This window comes from Halomonas sp. DP8Y7-3 (assembly GCF_019801675.1).
Taxonomy (GTDB): domain Bacteria; phylum Pseudomonadota; class Gammaproteobacteria; order Pseudomonadales; family Halomonadaceae; genus Halomonas; species Halomonas litopenaei_A.
This window is the reverse complement of record NZ_JAHVIO010000004.1, coordinates 211,149-227,479: the sequence shown is the minus strand read 5'-3', so window position 1 is coordinate 227,479 and position 16,331 is coordinate 211,149. Positions and strand designations below refer to the sequence as shown.

At 63.4% G+C, this 16,331-nt stretch carries 17 protein-coding genes; 7 read left to right on the top strand and 10 right to left on the bottom strand.

Annotated features, from left to right (window positions below):
• Positions 1–41 precede the first annotated feature (41 nt).
• From flgK to cysQ, 7 genes are all read left to right on the top strand, one after another.
• Positions 42–1,682, top strand: a complete 1,641-nt coding sequence (gene flgK, locus KUV86_RS06160) for a flagellar hook-associated protein FlgK (protein WP_222484106.1) — start codon at positions 42–44, stop codon at positions 1,680–1,682.
• A 13-nt stretch (positions 1,683–1,695) separates the two neighbouring features.
• Positions 1,696–2,931, top strand: coding sequence for a flagellar hook-associated protein FlgL (gene flgL / locus KUV86_RS06155; RefSeq protein ID WP_222484104.1), 1,236 nt, complete (start codon positions 1,696–1,698; stop codon positions 2,929–2,931).
• A 253-nt stretch (positions 2,932–3,184) separates the two neighbouring features.
• Positions 3,185–3,538, top strand: a complete 354-nt coding sequence (locus KUV86_RS06150) for an ArsR/SmtB family transcription factor (RefSeq protein WP_206941852.1) — start codon at positions 3,185–3,187, stop codon at positions 3,536–3,538.
• Between the two features lie 16 nt (positions 3,539–3,554).
• Positions 3,555–3,977: an arsenate reductase (glutaredoxin) gene (gene arsC / locus KUV86_RS06145; RefSeq protein WP_206941850.1), complete on the top strand. Its 423-nt coding sequence runs from the start codon at positions 3,555–3,557 to the stop codon at positions 3,975–3,977.
• Complete coding sequence (arsH, locus tag KUV86_RS06140; protein WP_222484103.1) at positions 3,974–4,702, top strand: arsenical resistance protein ArsH; 729 nt, start codon at positions 3,974–3,976, stop codon at positions 4,700–4,702. The genes arsC and arsH overlap by 4 nt, the downstream gene beginning before the upstream one ends.
• Positions 4,703–4,715: 13 nt before the next feature.
• A complete protein-coding gene (locus KUV86_RS06135; RefSeq protein WP_222162362.1) occupies positions 4,716–6,014 on the top strand; it encodes an arsenic transporter in 1,299 nt (432 codons plus the stop codon).
• A 182-nt stretch (positions 6,015–6,196) separates the two neighbouring features.
• Positions 6,197–7,042, top strand: coding sequence for a 3'(2'),5'-bisphosphate nucleotidase CysQ (gene cysQ / locus KUV86_RS06130; RefSeq protein ID WP_315900965.1), 846 nt, complete (start codon positions 6,197–6,199; stop codon positions 7,040–7,042).
• A gap of 20 nt (positions 7,043–7,062) precedes the next feature.
• Here cysQ and KUV86_RS06125 read toward each other — a convergent pair whose 3' ends face one another.
• From KUV86_RS06125 to fliL, 10 genes are all read right to left on the bottom strand, one after another.
• Entirely contained in the window at positions 7,063–8,337 is a 1,275-nt protein-coding gene (locus tag KUV86_RS06125; RefSeq protein ID WP_222484101.1) for an autotransporter outer membrane beta-barrel domain-containing protein, read from the bottom strand.
• Positions 8,338–8,816: 479 nt separating this feature from the next.
• Positions 8,817–9,590 carry an SDR family NAD(P)-dependent oxidoreductase gene (locus tag KUV86_RS06120; protein WP_222484100.1) on the bottom strand — a complete coding sequence of 258 codons (774 nt, stop codon included), beginning with the start codon at positions 9,588–9,590 and terminating at the stop codon, positions 8,817–8,819.
• Between the two features lie 11 nt (positions 9,591–9,601).
• Entirely contained in the window at positions 9,602–11,629 is a 2,028-nt protein-coding gene (locus KUV86_RS06115; RefSeq protein WP_222484099.1) for a capsular polysaccharide biosynthesis protein, read from the bottom strand.
• Positions 11,630–11,766: 137 nt separating this feature from the next.
• Complete coding sequence (fliR, locus tag KUV86_RS06110) at positions 11,767–12,561, bottom strand: flagellar biosynthetic protein FliR (protein ID WP_222162366.1); 795 nt, start codon at positions 12,559–12,561, stop codon at positions 11,767–11,769.
• An 86-nt stretch (positions 12,562–12,647) separates the two neighbouring features.
• On the bottom strand, positions 12,648–12,917 hold the full coding sequence (fliQ, locus tag KUV86_RS06105) for a flagellar biosynthesis protein FliQ (protein ID WP_206943660.1): 270 nt from the start codon (positions 12,915–12,917) through the stop codon (positions 12,648–12,650).
• Positions 12,918–12,951: 34 nt separating this feature from the next.
• Positions 12,952–13,800 carry a flagellar type III secretion system pore protein FliP gene (fliP, locus tag KUV86_RS06100; protein ID WP_315900964.1) on the bottom strand — a complete coding sequence of 283 codons (849 nt, stop codon included), beginning with the start codon at positions 13,798–13,800 and terminating at the stop codon, positions 12,952–12,954.
• Positions 13,800–14,207: a flagellar biosynthetic protein FliO gene (gene fliO, locus KUV86_RS06095; RefSeq protein ID WP_222162367.1), complete on the bottom strand. Its 408-nt coding sequence runs from the start codon at positions 14,205–14,207 to the stop codon at positions 13,800–13,802. The genes fliP and fliO overlap by 1 nt, the downstream gene beginning before the upstream one ends.
• On the bottom strand, positions 14,204–14,707 hold the full coding sequence (gene fliN, locus KUV86_RS06090; RefSeq protein WP_222239033.1) for a flagellar motor switch protein FliN: 504 nt from the start codon (positions 14,705–14,707) through the stop codon (positions 14,204–14,206). Before fliN ends, fliO begins: the two co-directional genes overlap by 4 nt.
• Positions 14,700–15,746, bottom strand: a complete 1,047-nt coding sequence (gene fliM / locus KUV86_RS06085) for a flagellar motor switch protein FliM (protein WP_222162369.1) — start codon at positions 15,744–15,746, stop codon at positions 14,700–14,702. Before fliM ends, fliN begins: the two co-directional genes overlap by 8 nt.
• Before the next feature lie 9 nt (positions 15,747–15,755).
• Positions 15,756–16,256: a flagellar basal body-associated protein FliL gene (gene fliL, locus KUV86_RS06080; protein WP_206943669.1), complete on the bottom strand. Its 501-nt coding sequence runs from the start codon at positions 16,254–16,256 to the stop codon at positions 15,756–15,758.
• Positions 16,257–16,331 lie beyond the last annotated feature (75 nt).

Below are 16,331 nucleotides of genomic sequence, written 5' to 3'. Positions count from 1 at the left end.
GTTTGGCCGATAACGCTTCTATCGGCGAAAGGAATTCCACCATGAGCATGTTCTCCATCGGCTTGAGCGGTCTGAATGCTGCCCAGAATGCCCTGTCCACCACCAGCAACAATATCAGTAACGTCTACACCCCCGGCTACAACCGCGAGATCACGGTGTTGGGCGAGGGAAGTGGCGGTACCCAGGGGGTGCAGGTCAACGACATCGAGCGCCAGTTCAACCAGTACGTGGCGGACCAGCTCAATGGCTCGATCAGCGCCTACTCGGCGTTGAATGCCTACCAGACCCAGGTCAACCAGATCGACAGTCTGCTGGCCGACCAGGACGCCGGTCTGGCGCCGTTGATGCAGAACTTCTTCTCCTCGATGGAAGACCTGGCCTCGGCACCGTCTGATCCTGCTGCCCGTCAGGGCGTGCTGGGAGCGGCGGATACGCTGAGTGCCCAGTTCCGCGCCTTTGACAGCTACCTGCAGGATATGCAGGACGGCATCAATGGCCAGATTCGCGACGAGATCACCCAGATCAACAATCAGAGCGAGGCGCTGGCCTCCCTCAATCGCGAGATTGCCCTGGCGCGGGCCAAGACCGGCGAAGCGCCCAATGCCTTGCTCAACCAGCGCGACCAGCTGGTCACGGAAATGAGTGAGCGTATCGGGGTCGAACTGACGGTCCAGGACGGTACCTCCTACCGCGTCAATCTCCCTGGCGGTCAGCCGCTGGTGGCCGGCACCCAGTCCTATCAGTTGAAGGCGGTATCGTCTCCCAGCGACCCCCAGCGCATCGTCGTCGGCTACCAGGATCCGGGGGGTGGCCTGCAGGTGCTGGATGAAGACGGTCTGCAGGGCGGCTCCCTGGGAGGCTTGATTGAGTTCCGCTCCGAGACGCTGGATCGCACCCAGAACCAGATCGGCCAGCTGGCGGTATCCATGGCGGTAGCCTTCAACAAGCAGCACGCTGATGGCTACGATCTGGAGGGTAATGGCGGTGGCGCGATGTTCGACATCGGCGAACCGCGGGTCTTCGCCAGCGGCGCCAACAGCGGCGCCGCCGCCGTCACCGCGAGCTTCAACATCGATAAGATCGAAGACCTTGAGGCGGCGGACTACCAGGTGCGGGTCACCGATGCCGCGGCCACACCACCGACCTTCGAGGTCACCCGCAGCGATACCGGAGAGACGATCACCACGACCTTCGATGCGGTCGAGAACACCCTCAGTTTTGGCGGCGTGACGCTCACCATCGACGATCCCACGGCGCTGGCCGATGGTGACCGTTTCGAGATTCAGCCGGTGCGTCGCGCTGCCGGTGAATTCGAGACCGCCATCAGCGATCCCGACAAGATTGCGGCTGGCCTGTCCGGAGCCAGCGGCGACAACGAAAATGCGCTGGCCATGCAGGGGCTGCAGGATGCGCTCACTGTCGGTGGCAGTGCGACGCTCAGCCAGGCCTACGCGTCACTGGTCAGCGACGTGGGCAACCGGACCAATGTGGTGCAGGTCAATCTGGCGGCGCAGCAGGGGCTGACCGAGCAGCTCAGCGCGGTCAAGCTGTCCGAGTCCGGGGTCAACCTGGATGAAGAGGCGGCCAATCTGATCCGCTATCAGCAGTATTACCAGGCGAATGCCAAGGTCATCGACACCGCTACCTCGGTGGTCGACACCATTCTTGGACTGAGAGGCTAAGGAGCATCAGGTCATGCGTATCAGCACCGTTACCATGTTTGACCAGAGCGTCAGCTCACTGAACCGTCAGCAGTCCGACTTTATGCACCTGAGCCAGCAATTGGCGACCGGGCGCCGAGTGGTCAACCCGTCGGATGATCCCCAGGCGGCCTCCCGCGCGGTGTCGGTCAGCCAGGCCCAGGCGGTGACCCAGCAGTACACCGATGCCAGGGTCAGCGCACGCAATGCGCTGTCCCAGGAAGAAAGCGTGCTCAATAGCGTCAGCGACGCGCTGGCCAGTGCCAAGACCTTGGTGATTCAGGCGGCCAACGGCACCCTCAGCGATGCCGACCGTCAGTCCATCGCCAGCGACTTGCGCGGTATCTACGAGACAATGATCGGTCAGGCCAATGCGACCGATGGCAATGGACGCTACCTGTTCGGTGGCTATGCCGATGGCAGCGAACCGTTCAAGGACTCTGGCAGTGGCATCGAGTACGCTGGCGCCGATCAGGTGCGCAAGCAGCAGGTCGACGCCTCGCGCAAGATGCCGGTGGGGGATACCGGTGCCGACATCTTCACCAGCGTGCCCAGCGGTGCGGGCTACGTGGCTGAGCAGGGCAGCACCAATGCCGGTAGCGTGACCTTTGCCGGGCCTGATGTCGTCGATACCGCTGATGCGGGGTATGGCGAGCGCTACCGGGTCGCGTTCGGCGGCACGGCGGATGCGCCCACCTACAGCGTGGAGGTCGATGATGGCAGCGGCAACTGGGTCAGCGCCGGCGCTGCGTTCGAGGATCAGCCCTTTGCAGCCGATGGCACCACGGTAGAGGTGGGAGGCCTGCGCCTCGAGCTCGAAGGAGAGCCTGTGGCAGGCGATACCGTCGTGTTCGGCCCCGCCGACGAGATGAACACCAACGTCTTTACCACCTTCGAGAAGGTGTTGGCGGTGCTCGAAGCGCCGGCGGACACACCCGCCCAGCAAGCGACGCTGGAGAACACCCTCAACGGCGCCATGCGCGAGCTGGATGCCAGCCTCGACAACGTGCTGACCAAGCGCGCCTCGGTCGGCGCACGGCTCAATGAGCTGGACGTGATCGACTCGGTCAGCGGCAACCGTGAACTCAACTACGCCCAGACCATGTCGGACCTGGTCGACCTGGACTACAACCAGGCGATCTCTGAGTACAGTCTGCGCCAGGTGGGCATGCAGGCCGCCCAGCAGGCTTTCATCGGCATTCGTGACCTGTCGTTGTTCAACTATCTGTAAAAGGGTGGGGCTTGCCCCCATGTCTCTTCCCGTCCCCATGCAAAAACGGCGCGTCCTCTCCAGGGCGCGCCGTTTTTATGACAGCAAGGGCACCGGCGAATCACCGGTCATCAGTCTGTCCGTGGGGCTTGGGCCGGGCTCCCATCACCGGCTGCTCCATGTCGTTGCCCCAGGCCGTTGCCCCATGCCGTTGCCGCCAGACTAGTCACTCCAGGGTTGACGTATCGATCAATATGTCCATAATTCCGGACATATGGACACTAAAGACTTTCAACCGACTCTCGATACCTTCGCGGCGCTGTCCCAGCCTACTCGGCTGGCGGCCTTTCGCCTGCTGGTGCGGCATGAGCCCAATGGCCTACCGGCGGGGGAATTGGCGCGCTTGCTGGAGGTGCCCCACAACACCCTATCGGCCCACCTTGGCGTGCTCAGCCGCGCTGGGCTGGTCAGCCAGCGCCGAGAAAGCCGCTCGATCGTCTATCGGGCAGATCTGGCGCACATGGCCAGGACACTCGACTTCCTGGTGCGCGATTGCTGCGCCGGACGTCCTGAGGTGTGTCATCCGCTGGCCGACCTGATGACGCCTGGCTGTAGCGACCCCACCTGACGGAGCGACCCCGACCATGACCCTGATCTATCACAACCCAGCCTGCGGTACGTCACGTAATACCCTGGCGATGCTCAAGGCCTCCGGCGAGACCCCAGAGGTCATCGAGTACCTGGTGACGCCCCCCAGTCGCGAACGCCTGGTCGCGCTGATCGATGCCATGGGCATCACGCCGAGGGCATTGCTGCGCCAGAAAGGGACGCCCTACGCAGAACTGGGCCTTGAACAGCCGCACCTGTCGGACGAGGCATTGATCGACGCCATGATGGCGCATCCCATCCTGATCAATCGGCCCATCGTGGTCACCGACCTGGGCACCGCCTTGTGCCGGCCCTCCGAGCGCGTGCTTGACCTGCTGGCGGCTCCGCTGTCGCGGGTGGGGGGCACCTTCACCAAGGAAGATGGCGATATCGTGACCCTCAAGGAGGGCAACTCATGACCGCAGCATCCTTGTTGCATGATCTGCCGAACATTGATCCCGAGCACTTCCAGGCCATCGATGTAGATGCCCTGGTACCCGCCGATGCTCCGCGCCATGCCCCGCGCATTCTGGTGCTGTACGGCTCGCTGCGCGAGCGCTCCTACTCGCGCCTGGTCGCCGAGGAGGCGGCGCGGCTGCTGACGGCTTTCGGCGCAGAGGTGCGCACGTTTTCCCCGGTAGGACTGCCGTTGCCTGACGGCGCCGAGGCCGATCATCCCAAGGTGGCCGAGCTGCGTGAGCTGGCGACCTGGGCCGAAGGCATGGTGTGGGTCAGTCCGGAACGCCATGGCGCCATGACCTCGGTGATGAAGGCACAGATCGACTGGCTGCCGCTGTCACTGGGCGGGGTACGTCCCACCCAGGGCAAGACTCTAGCGTTGATGCAGGTATGTGGCGGTAGTCAGAGCTTCAATAGCGTCAACCAGATGCGCATTCTGGGACGCTGGATGCGCACGATGACCATCCCTAATCAGTCCTCGGTGCCTAAGGCATTCAATGAATTCAACGAGGCGGGCCGCATGCGTCTGTCACCGTTGTATCTGCGTATCGTCGATGTCTGCGAAGAGCTGGTGAAGTTCACCTGGCTTAATCGCGACCGTGCGCGCTACCTGACCCAGCGCTACTCCGAGCGAGTGGAAAGCGCCGAAGCGCTGTCGGCGCGGGTCAATCAGGACAGTCTTTGACAGGGAGTCGAGCATGTTGGCCTTTGCGATTTTTGTGGTGACCCTGGTGCTGGTGATCTGGCAGCCGAAGGGGCTCGGCATCGGTACCAGCGCCCTCGGCGGCGCGCTGGTTGCCCTGGTGGCTGGCGTCGTCGACCTGCCCGATGTGCTGGTGGTATGGGATATCGTGTGGGACGCGACCTTCACCTTTGTCGCCCTGATCCTGATCTCGCTGATCCTGGATGAGGCCGGGTTCTTTGCCTGGGCGGCTTTGCACGTGGCCCGTTGGGGCGGTGGCAACGGCCGTCGCCTGTTTCCGCTGATTATCTTGCTGGGGGCGGTCATCGCGGCCTTCTTTGCCAACGATGGTGCGGCGCTTCTGCTGACGCCCATCGTCATGGCGATTCTGGTCCGCCTCAAGTTTTCTCCCCAGGCGTCATTGGCCTTCATCATCGCCACGGGCTTTGTCGCCGACTCCACCAGCCTGCCGTTGATCATCTCCAACCTGGTCAACATCGTCAGCGCCAACTACTTCGACATTTCCTTCAATCGTTACGCCATGGTGATGGTGCCGGTGGACCTGGTGTCGCTGGCGGCCACCCTGGTGGTACTGGGCTGGATGTTTCGTCGCGACATTCCTGGGCAGTACGACGTGGCCTTGCTGGAAGAGCCGCGTCAGGCGATTCGCGACCCGCTGGTGTTTCGCGCCGCTTTTCCGGTGCTGACGGCGCTGCTGGTGGCCTTCTTTGTCACCGCACCGCTGGGCGTGCCGGTGGCGGTGGTGACCGGTTCCGCCGCGCTGATCCTGGTGGCGCTGGCGGGGCGCTGGGTCCAGGGTGGGCGTAGCGTGATCTCCCTGCCCAAGGTGTTCAAGGGGGCGCCCTGGCAGATCGTGCTGTTCTCCGTGGGCATGTACTTGGTGGTCTACGGGCTCGGCAATGCCTGGCTGACGGCAGATGCCAGCGCCCTGCTGACCTGGCTGGGTGAACAGGGCACCCTGGTAGCCACCCTGGGGACCGGCCTGGCGTCGGCGCTGCTGGCCTCAGTCATGAACAACATGCCGTCCACCCTGGTTGGAGCGCTGGCCATCGACCAGGCCCAGGTCAGCGATCTAACCCGGGAGCTGATGGTCTACGCCAATGTGATCGGCAACGATCTCGGACCCAAGTTCACCCCCATCGGTAGCCTGGCGACGCTGCTGTGGCTGCACGTACTGGCCGACAAGGGCACCCATATCAGCTGGGGGCAGTACATGAAGGTCGGCATCGTCATGACCCCGCCCGTGCTGCTGGCGGCACTGTTGGCGCTATGGCTGTGGTTGCCGGTGGTGTGACCTGGTCACACTAACCTCTGAGCCGTGCCCATCCGCTCACCTATCGGCGGCTGAGTGGCTCTGGGCCTGCAACGCGGCATGGGCCAGGGTAAGCTGTGTTGCCTGAACCTTCGGGGAAGATGATCTTCCCCGCTGAATTGCTGGCCTGCCGCTTGGTCGCGGTGGCCCATGAGGAGCCTTCCGTGCCCGTAAGTCTGAGTAGTGAACACAAGGATGCCCTTGTCGCGGGTGTCGAGGACGCCGGTCGCCTGGTGCTCGAGATCTATCAGCGTGACTTCGACGTCGAGCACAAGGATGACAACAGTCCCCTGACCGAGGCCGACCTGGCCGCCCATCACGCGCTGGTGGCGCTGCTGGAACAGCTGACGCCCGGCACGCCGGTACTGTCCGAGGAATCCGGCGAGATCGCCACCGAGACGCGGCTGGGCTGGGACTGTTACTGGCTGGTGGACCCGCTGGATGGGACCAAGGAGTTCGTCAATCGCAACGGCGAGTTCACCCTCAATGTGGCGCTGATCGAGCACGGTGTACCGGTGCTCGGGGTGGTGCACGCGCCGGTGCTGGGGGTGACCTGGTTCGGTGATCGCCAGCACGGCGCCTGGCGCACCGAGCAGGCCACCAGCGGCCAGGCGCCCGTGCGCCAGCCTATTCGAGTGCGTGACTTGCCGGACCCCGCGGTAGCGCCGTGGGTGGTGGTCGGCAGCCGGCGCCATGGGGCTGAAGCCTTCGAGGCCTTCTGTGCGGGCCTGCCCGCCAGCGAGTGCACGTCCATGGGCAGCTCGCTGAAACTGTGTCTGGTGGCTGAGGGCAAGGCGGACCTCTATCCCCGCCTGGCACCCACCTGCGAGTGGGACACCGCCGCGGCCCAGGCCGTGGTCACGGCCGCAGGAGGCGAGGTGCTGGATGCCGAGACGTTGATGCCACTGCGCTGCAATCGTGGCGAGTCACTGCTCAATCCGTTTTTCGTCGTCTGCGGCCAGCGTGACCGGCGCTGGGAACAGGCCCTGGCCGCAGCACTGGCGGACTGAGTCACGCTGTTCGGCCGGCTTCAGAAGGTGTAGGCCAGTGAGGCACTGATGACGTCGTATTCGGTGTCGCTGGCGCCCAGCGTGGTCTGTCCCGACAGCGACATGACCACGCCTTTGCCGAGGCGGTGTTCACCCCCCAGGGTCAGGACGAAACGGTCGTCATCGCTGCCATCCAGGTGGTCGGCGTCGTCGTCCACGTCACTGGATAGGTCGTAGTGATAGAACAGGTGACCATAGACCCGTCCCGCGCTGAAGCGGGTGCTCAACTTGGCACCAGCAAAGACCTCACCGGTCTCCTCGCCATAGTCAGTGCGCTGCCCCAGGTAATCGCCGTCCAGGTCGTCTTCAAGATAGGCGCCGCCCAGGGTAAGGCCGGTGTCGACCCGGTGATAGCGCGGTAGATAGTAGGTGCCCGAGGCTCGCCCTCCCCAGCGGTGTCCATCCACGTCGATGGGGGCGGCCAGATAGTCCCGATGTGCCTCTCCATCCAGGTCCTGGTACAGCAGGGTGGCATCCAGCACCAGACGGTCATCGAGCAGGGCCACCGCCGCATAGGGCATGACCAGCTCTCCCCCCAGGTCGGTGCGGCCGCCATGGTCGCCATGTAGTTCGATATCGCTGTGGCCCGCGGCGAGGCCGACGAGCCAGTTCCGGTGGCGGTAGTCCACCCCTGCCAGCACCGCCTTGGTATCTCCCGAATATCCTGTGTGGTCTGTTTCCCCGTCCAGATCGCCGACCTCGCTGGTCGTCCAGACGCTGATGCCCGGACCTGTCAGAGCTTGCTGAACGCGCGGTTGCATATGCGCGTCGATGCGCTGGGTGACGGGCTGGAAGTGGCGTGCCAAGGCTTGTTTGAGGGCACCGTACAGGCTCTGATCGATGTCGAGAATGCCCAGGCGGGACGCTAGTGCCAGGGTCTCGTCGCGATCTAGCTCGCTCATCGTTCCGCTGAACAGCAGCGTGCCATCGTCAGCACGCAGGGATATCGGCGTGGTGGTGTTCACGGCGGCAAGCGGTGTGCCGGGGGGTAGCAGGAGGTCAATGGGACGACCATTGAGCACCGCCGTCACACGGTTGTCCGGGCTGCCAGGAGCCGTTTGCTGGAAGTGCTGCAAGGTGAGGGGGCGGCCCTCGAAGGTCGTGTAGAGCGTGCCTGCTGCTGCGGTTGTCGGAAGCGTCTGGGCCAGCCCTGAAGCGGGCATAAGGCCGAGTGCCAGGCTGGGGATGAACAGGCAGCGAGCCAATAGTGAGGGTGCCGGGGCGACGGGGGAGTGGTGAGGTAGGGTCGGTTTCATGGAAATGCCTTTTCGGGATAGAAATACCTTTTGGGCGGCTGATTAGGGGAAATACATCAGCCTTTTCATCCGATTCTTAGCTGAAAATGCGCATGTTGGATGAGTTGTTATCCAGTATCAGGCATTAGAAAGTAACTAAATGTATATACTGTGCCTAAATGGAATTAGGATTGCATTTTTTTGCTATTTCATCTTTTAGGTGGCGAAAAAGTGCTCAAAAAAGCAGAAAAGGGTAATTAAGAGCACGGTGTTGGTGAGTGTTTGCTGAATAAATGACCCATCGCTGTCTCGGCAAGTCAGCAGGGGCTTTGTGAGGGGACCGGAGCAGGGAAGGACGTGGGTGCAGGGAAGGAAGTGGGTGTAGGGAAGGACGTGGGCGTAGAAAGGGAAATGGGTGTTGTGACAAAACGTGGCGCTGGGAGCGAGGGTAGAGCCGTTGCTCGTCAGGGTGAGGCGCCGTGCAGGTCATGACCAGAGGATTACTTGCGCGATATCCCATAGCCAAAAAGCTGCAGCAGGCGCTGGGCCCACGCTGGTGGTAGCAGCGTCAGACCTTGGGTTGCCAGGCACAGCGGCAGTGGAAAGCTGACTCGGGGGCGATTGGCATCCACTGCCTTGGCGATGCGTTTTGCAGCGCGCTCCGCGCTCCACATAAAGGGTTTGGGGCCGGGCATGGCACGCGCCATGTCGGACGCCACGTACCCGGGCATGACCAGGGTGACCCCGACGCCGTCATTGCCAAGGGGGGCCCTTAGCGCCTCGGCGTAGGCCTTGATGGCCGCCTTGCTGGCGCTGTAGCTGGGAACGGACGGCAGGCCATGCCAGGCGGCCAGGGAGCTGACAAAGACCAGCTGGCCGTGACCGCGGCGGCGCATGGCGGTCGCGAGCTGGCGGCTCATTTCCATGGGCACGCGCAGGTTGATGTCCATCAGCTGACGAGCGGCCTCGGTGCATTCATCGAGCCGAGCGTCGCGGATGCCGGTGTTCATGCCGGCTGCCATTATCACGAGATCTGGCGTCGCGCTGAGGCTGTCCAGCCAGGCGCGACGGGCCTGATCATCTTCCAGGGTAACGCTGGACAGGCTTACCTTGGCCCCCTTGGCGCGGCAGCGTGTGGCCAGTGTGTCCAGGACGTCCTGCCGCCGGCCGTGTAGCAGCAGGTGCTGGCCTGGCGCCGCGTAGTGTTCGGCCAGGGCGCTACCGATGGCACCGGTGGCGCCGGTGATGAGGATCAGACGAAGGGGCTCGGTCATCTCGCAAGTTCTCAGTAGGGTCCATGCAGGTAGCGTCGGGTCAGGCGATATAGGCGCTGAAAGAGGGTGAGTTCCGGCGGGTTCTGGCGTGCCGATGCCAACAGCTGGACGGCGGTTTCGACGTTGATGAGCTGACGACTGCATGGGTCGACGTAGCGGGGGTAGCGAATCAACGCGGCCACCACCAGCTGCTCCAGGCTGATCTTGCGGCCACGACGATCGGGTGCCGGTACGTGGTCCTGGGTCAGCCCCCAGCCCGCATAGAACGGCATGCCATAGGTGACCACCCGGCGTTCACGAATCAGCGCTTCAAAGCCGGTCAGGGAGGTCATGGTATGGACCTCATCGACCCTGTCGATCAGGGTCGTGATATCGACGTCGGCGACCAGCCTGTCCCAGTCGTCCGAGGACACCTGCGCTCCTTGCCGCACACCCGCCATCACATCCGGGTGGGGACGATAGACAATGAAGGCGTCAGGTCTGGTCCGACGGACCTCCCTGAGAAGCTGCGCATTGGTTCGGATTCGCCCGGCGCCCAGGCGCACCGAGGCATCGCTTTCCACCTGGCCCACCACCAGCAGGCGCGGTCGATTACCTGGCAGTTCAGGCAAGCGGGAAGGCTCGTGGTGAGGGTTGTACTTGCTCAGCTTGTGCTGTCGCAGCTGCTGGATCAGCCGGGCCGCCCGCGCGAGTTCGCGGGGGCTGAACCGGCCGTGGGCGATCAGCCGTTCCAGCTCGCTGGGGCGGCCAGGATCGTAGTGAATGCCACAGCGATCGATGACCAGCGACAGCGGCCTGACCAGATCGATGCCCAGCCCCACGGAGCGTAGAAAGCCATCTTCCATGCGTGATACCCCTGTCGCTGCTGGTATCTGGCTTCCCCATAGCAGCTGCCGCTCCGTGGAGGTGGCCACCGCTGATGGCTCGAAGCGTCCTTGTGAGTGATGACTTACACACGCCTTGGGTCCCAGAAAATCCCCGACGAACCGCTGCTTCCAGCGTGACAGGCCGTGGCATCGCCAATGCCCCCTGCCGGCGTCGATGTGACGTTGCTGGTCTTCCAGCAGATCCAGGGTGTCCTCCAGGGTGGAAGGGGCGCCGGTATAGGGGTTGGCGTAGCGGCTGTAATGCAGATAAGCGGCGGCGAACAGACGCGGCAGCGAGGCTCGACGGTGACGGCGAGGACAGCGGAGGTGGTCAGTGGTCAGACCCCAGCCAGCGTAGAACGGGAGGCCGTGGCAGGTGACGGGGAGCCCCGCCAGCAGGGCCTCGAAGCCAAGCTGGCTGGTCACGACGTGAACGGCCTGCACCGCATCGAACAGCGCCCAGGGGTTGATGTCATCTGCCAGCAGTTGGCAGCGAGGGTGGCGGCCCGCGTGTTCCAGATGGCCCTGGCGTCGCCCGGCGATGACCTCGGGATGCACCTTGACCAGGATGTCGGCATCGGGATGACGGGTCAGTGCATGGTCGAGCATCTGGTGAAAACGTTGACGGTCGGCCAGGCCACCGACGATCGAGGCGTCGTTCCGGGTCTGGTCGACCACCAGTACGCGTGGCCGAGGGCTCGCCGGTAACGGTATGTCCGGAGCGTGGTTGACCTTGGACAGGCGGGAGTGGCGCAGGCGCGCGATCAAACCGCTGGCGCGAAGCTCGTCCTCGGGTGAAATACGGCCATGCTCGATCAGGGATTCCAGGTCGGAGGGGGCCGAAGCGTCGTAGTAGATGCCGCTGTGATCGACCACCAGTGAATGACTGGCGTATCCCTCTGCCGCGGGCCCCCAGGAACGCAGGAAGCCTTCCTCGAGCGCAATGAACGGCAACTGGTGGCGTAGCGCCCACTGTCTGGCCCTGGCGGTGGTGGGGCGCTGCCCCCAACCCACCACGGCGTCCGCGCGACAGCCGCGGCGGCGTGGCCAGGGGACGATATCAGAAAACTCCGGCAGGCAGGGAGCCAGCGCCGGCAGCCGGGCCAGGGCGGTGGTGGCAGTCAGCGCACAGCCTGTTGGCGACGTGGCGTCACGAAGCTGTGGCGAACGCATGAGTGACCTCTACCCCTTGGACGAGTGTTCAGGATGCTGCTGTCGAGCAGCAGTCGCTAATGCTATCAGGGTGATAAGGGCATCAGGGCGGCGCTTTATGCCGCAGCCAGCAGAGAGGGTGAAGGCGTCGTGAGGGCTCAGCTCGACAGCGGGGCCAGCGTCTCGAGCAGCGACTGCAGAACGTTCAGACCCTGATGGAAGTGGTGCTGCAGGAAGCGGCCCAGGTCGGTCATCAGCACCATCAAAAGCGCCAGTCCAACGGTGAGGGAGGTGGGAAAGCCGATGTTGAACACCGTCAATTGGGGAGCCGCCCGGTTGAGGATGCCCAGCGCCAGGTTGATGGTCAGAAGGGGGGCGACCAGTGGCAGAGCCAGCAGCAGGCCGGTGGCGAAGATGGTGCCACCGTAGCGCGCCAGCATGATGAAAGCATCTGGATTGAAGCGTTGGATGCCGATCGGCAGCGTTTCGAAGCTGGTGATCAGCAGCTCCAGCACGATCAAGTGGCCGTTGATGGCCAGAAACATCAGCAGGGTGATCATGTAGAGATAGCGCGAGACCACCACCATGTTGGTGCCACTGGACGGATCGAAGAAGGTGGCGAAGGCCAGGCCCATCTGCAGGCCGATGAATTCACCGGTGGCCTGCACCACGACCAGCAGCACCCTGATGCACAGTCCCATGGCGACCCCGATGACCAGCTGCTCCACCACCAGCCCAAGGCCGGCCCAGGAGGCAATCGGAATATCGGGCAATGGGGGTAGCATGGGGCTGATCAGGATGGCGATGGCGCCCGCCAGGCCAATCTTGGCCTGGGTCGGCACTGCGCTGTGGCCCCACAGGGGAGCGCTCAGCATCAACGCAGTGATGCGCATCATGGGCCAGAGGAAGAGGCTGAGCCAAGCGTGTAGCTGGTCGAAGGTGACCTCTACCATGGGAGCCGAGTGTTTCCGGTGGTCATGATCTTCACAGCGCTCCCTGCTATTCGGCCACTTGCCATGTTCCGCTGACTGACGCTATGTCAGGACACGAGGGCCGGGATATTGCTGAACAGCTCCCGGGTGAAGGTGATGATCAGTTCCAGCAGCCAGGGGCCCGCCAGTACCAGCACGGCAAACACCGCCAGGATCTTGGGGATAAACGACAGCGTCATCTCGTTGATCTGGGTCGCCGCCTGGAACAGGCTGACCAGCAGACCGGTGAGCAGGGCGGTCAGCAGCAGCGGCGCACCCAGCAGCAGGGTCACGCGCATTCCTTGATAGGCCAGGCTCATGACGGTCTCGGGGTGCATGGGGATCTCCTTAGAGCGATGTGGCTGGCGCGTGCTAGAGGTAGAAGCTTTCGGCCATGGAGCCGATGATCAGCTGCCAGCCGTCCACCAGCACAAACAGCATCAGCTTGAACGGCAGTGAGATCGTCACCGGCGGCACCATCATCATCCCCAGTGACATCAGTACGCTGGCCACGACCAGGTCGATGATCAAGAACGGGATGAAGATGGTGAAGCCGATCTGAAAGGCCGTCTTCAGCTCGCTGGTGACGAAGGCCGGCACCAGGACCTGCAGGGGCACGTCCTCGGGGCCTGCCATGGGCCCGACGTCAGACAGTCGGGCAAACATCGCCAGGTCCGGCTCCCGGGTCTGGCCGAGCATGAACTCGCGGAAGGGCTGCTGGGCGATGTCGATGAACTGGCCGAAGTCGATGGCATCGGTGGTCAGTGGCAGCCAGGCATCCTGATAGACGTCATTGAGCACCGGCGACATGATGAAGGCGGTCAGAAACAGCGCCAGCCCCAGCAAGACCTGATTGGGAGGCGTGGACGCGGTGCCCATGGCGGTGCGCAGCAGGCTCAACACGATGATGATGCGGGTGAAGCTGGTCATCATCAGCAGCGCGGTCGGCAGAAATGCCATCGCGCTGAGCAACAGCAGCGTCTGCACCGACAGCGACCATTTCTGGCCGCCGTCGGCCAAGGGCTCGCTGATCACGCCAGGGATCTGCTGCGCCACCGCCGGTGTGGCGGCCAGTCCGCCTAACGCCAGCACCAGCACCACGGTCAGCAGCGGTGTCAGTCGTCGCGCCAGTGACCGTCGCGTCAGAGGCTGCCAGAAATAACCCGCGGCAGGGCGGCCGGTGGGGTGAGGCAGCAGGCTGTCGATCATCGCCATACCCATCAACGCGGTCGTTGTCCGAGGTTGGTCTTGAGGGCTTGTGCGAAGCGCTCGCCGAAGCTGTCCGCCGCAGCGGACGATGCCGGCAGTTCTGGCTCCTCGGGTGCTGGCAGGCTGTCGAGGCGATTGACCCGGCCTGCGCCGACGCCGAGCACCAGCCAGCGATCCTGAACCTGCACGACCACCACACGCTCACGCTGGCCCACGGCGGTGCTGCCGATGATCTTGAGCCTGCCTGGCTGGCCATGCAGGCCTCCGCTGCGCCGTTTGATCAAGGCCGAGAGTCCGAACAGGATGGCGATGATCAGGGCCAGGGCGGCTGCCGTCTTGCCCAGCATCGCCAGGCCCAGCAGGCCGTCACCGCCCTGGGCCAGACCGTCGATCGCTGCGCTGGTGGTCGTCTCGTTCATCGGTTGAGCTTCTGTACCCGCTCGGAGGGGGTGATGATCTCGGTGATGCGAATGCCGTAACGATCCTCGACCACTACAACCTCTCCCTGGGCGATCAGATAGCCGTTGATCAGGATGTCCATCGGCTCACCGGCCAGGCCTTCGAGTTCCACCACCGACCCCTGGGCCAGTTCCAGCAGCTGCTTGATGGTCAGGCGCGTGCGGCCGAGCTCCACGGTCAGCTTGACCGGGATATCCATGATCATGTCGAGATCACGGGTGCCGCTGGCGCTGGCACTGTCCCCCAGTGGCCGGAACACGCTGTCTCCGGCGGCCTTGGGGGTGGGGCTGTCGGCGGCGGTTGCCGTGTCATCGTTGGGGTCGGCGGCCTGCTGTTCCGCCATGGCCTCTGCCCAGGGATCGTCCTCGGGCGTGGTGGCGTCGTTGTCCTGTTGTTCGGACATGGCGGCAGCCCAGTCATCGTCGCCGACCTGGTCTTCGGGCTTGTTGGGGTCAGTCATGCTCTGATTCCTTGGAAGGAGGCCGTGTGCCTTTGACGAAAGCATTGCCGGAGGGATGCCCGGCGGCGTGATCGAACATTCGCAGGACGCGCAGCGCGCGCTGCTCGCGCTGGCTACCGTACTCGCACTCCATCACCGGCACGCCGTCAACCTGAGCGGTCACCGTGTCGGGCAGGTCCAGCGGCAGAATGTCGCCGACGGAAAGCGCCATCACGTCGGCAATTCGTGAGTCGACCGTGGCAAAGTTGGCGACCAGCTCGACCTCAGGGTGGCGCAGCTCACCGGCCATGCGGCGATGAAAGGCGCCGTCCTTGTCGCGACTGCTTTCGCTGAGGGGGTTGGTCAGCAGGTCCTTCAGCGGTTCGATCATGCTGTAAGGCATGCACACCTGGAAGGTGGACGACAGGCTGCCGACTTCAAGGTGGAAACTGGTGCTGACCACGATCTCGTTGGGCGAGTTGGTGATGTTGGCGAACTTGGACTGCATTTCCGAGCGCAGGTAGCTGATATCCAGCGGATAGACCGACTTCCAGGCTTCGCTGTAGCCCTCGATGGCGAGGTTGAGGACCCGCTGGATGATGCGCTGCTCGGTATTGGTGAACTCACGCCCTTCGGATTTGGTGACGAAACGTCCGTCTCCACCAAACAGGTTGTCCACCACCATGAACACCAGACTGGGGGGAAACACGATCAGCGCCGAGCCTTTGAGTGGCTTCATGGCGATGATGTTGATGTTGGTGGGCACCGGAACGTTGCGTGAGAATTCGCTGTAGCTCAGATAACGAACGGCATCCACGGTGATATCCGCGCTACGCCTGAGCAGGTTGAACATGCCGGTACGAAAGTGACGAGCGAAGCGCTCATTGATGATGTCCAGCGCCTGCAGCCGCTCACGGATGATGCGCTGCTGGTTGGCTGGATCAAAGGGGCGCAGGCGGCCCCGGGGCGCGCTTTCCTCGCCATCGGTGTCATCGTCACCGCTGACACCCTTGAGCAGGGCGTCGATTTCTTCCTGAGACAGGAGATCGTCTTGAGACATGATCGCGACCTATTGGACGATGAACTCGGTGAACAGCACGTCGTCGATACCAATGCGGGCGCGATCGGGGCCGAGCACGTCCTTCAGGGTCGTGACGATGTCGCTGGCCAGGGCGCGCTTGCCTGACGCCGTCACCAGACTCTCGGCGTCCCGGTCCGACAGCAACAGCAGCAGCTTGTTACGCACCTGGGGGCGGTGCTGCTCCAGGGTTTCCAGGCTCTGCTCATCGGTCAGTTGAAGCGTCATGCCGGCATACAGAAGACGCGGAATATCGTCGTCATCTGCCAGGTTGACGGTGAAGGGCTCCAGCTTGAGATAGATGGGCGCCACCGCAGGGTGTGCCGGGGTGCTGGCATCCACCAGAGTGTCGCCGATGGCATCTTCGAGACTGGCGTGAGCGGACGTCTTGGCCTTCTCCTGGTAGAGCAGGTAGAAGCCGGCTGCAGCCCCGAAGGATGCCAGGATGACCAGGATCACCAGCAACCAGATGAGCCGTCGAGATTTCGCCATGTCCTGAAGTCCTGAGCCTGTTGTCCCTGTACGGGAAGTATGGGTACACGCGGATGTGCCGCACCCTCAGTATGC

Excerpts from the sequence above, each read along its gene's own strand:
- flgK (WP_222484106.1), top strand. The coding sequence starts at position 42 with ATGAGCATGTTCTCCATCGGCTTGAGCGGTCTGAATGCTGCCCAGAAT.
- flgL (WP_222484104.1), top strand. The coding sequence starts at position 1,696 with ATGCGTATCAGCACCGTTACCATGTTTGACCAGAGCGTCAGCTCACTG.
- KUV86_RS06150 (WP_206941852.1), top strand. The coding sequence starts at position 3,185 with ATGGACACTAAAGACTTTCAACCGACTCTCGATACCTTCGCGGCGCTG.
- arsC (WP_206941850.1), top strand. The coding sequence starts at position 3,555 with ATGACCCTGATCTATCACAACCCAGCCTGCGGTACGTCACGTAATACC.
- arsH (WP_222484103.1), top strand. The coding sequence starts at position 3,974 with ATGACCGCAGCATCCTTGTTGCATGATCTGCCGAACATTGATCCCGAG.
- KUV86_RS06135 (WP_222162362.1), top strand. The coding sequence starts at position 4,716 with ATGTTGGCCTTTGCGATTTTTGTGGTGACCCTGGTGCTGGTGATCTGG.
- KUV86_RS06125 (WP_222484101.1), bottom strand. The coding sequence starts at position 8,337 with ATGAAACCGACCCTACCTCACCACTCCCCCGTCGCCCCGGCACCCTCA.
- KUV86_RS06120 (WP_222484100.1), bottom strand. The coding sequence starts at position 9,590 with ATGACCGAGCCCCTTCGTCTGATCCTCATCACCGGCGCCACCGGTGCC.
- KUV86_RS06115 (WP_222484099.1), bottom strand. The coding sequence starts at position 11,629 with ATGCGTTCGCCACAGCTTCGTGACGCCACGTCGCCAACAGGCTGTGCG.
- fliR (WP_222162366.1), bottom strand. The coding sequence starts at position 12,561 with ATGGTAGAGGTCACCTTCGACCAGCTACACGCTTGGCTCAGCCTCTTC.
- fliQ (WP_206943660.1), bottom strand. The coding sequence starts at position 12,917 with ATGCACCCCGAGACCGTCATGAGCCTGGCCTATCAAGGAATGCGCGTG.
- fliP (WP_315900964.1), bottom strand. The coding sequence starts at position 13,800 with ATGGGTATGGCGATGATCGACAGCCTGCTGCCTCACCCCACCGGCCGC.
- fliO (WP_222162367.1), bottom strand. The coding sequence starts at position 14,207 with ATGAACGAGACGACCACCAGCGCAGCGATCGACGGTCTGGCCCAGGGC.
- fliN (WP_222239033.1), bottom strand. The coding sequence starts at position 14,707 with ATGACTGACCCCAACAAGCCCGAAGACCAGGTCGGCGACGATGACTGG.
- fliM (WP_222162369.1), bottom strand. The coding sequence starts at position 15,746 with ATGTCTCAAGACGATCTCCTGTCTCAGGAAGAAATCGACGCCCTGCTC.
- fliL (WP_206943669.1), bottom strand. The coding sequence starts at position 16,256 with ATGGCGAAATCTCGACGGCTCATCTGGTTGCTGGTGATCCTGGTCATC.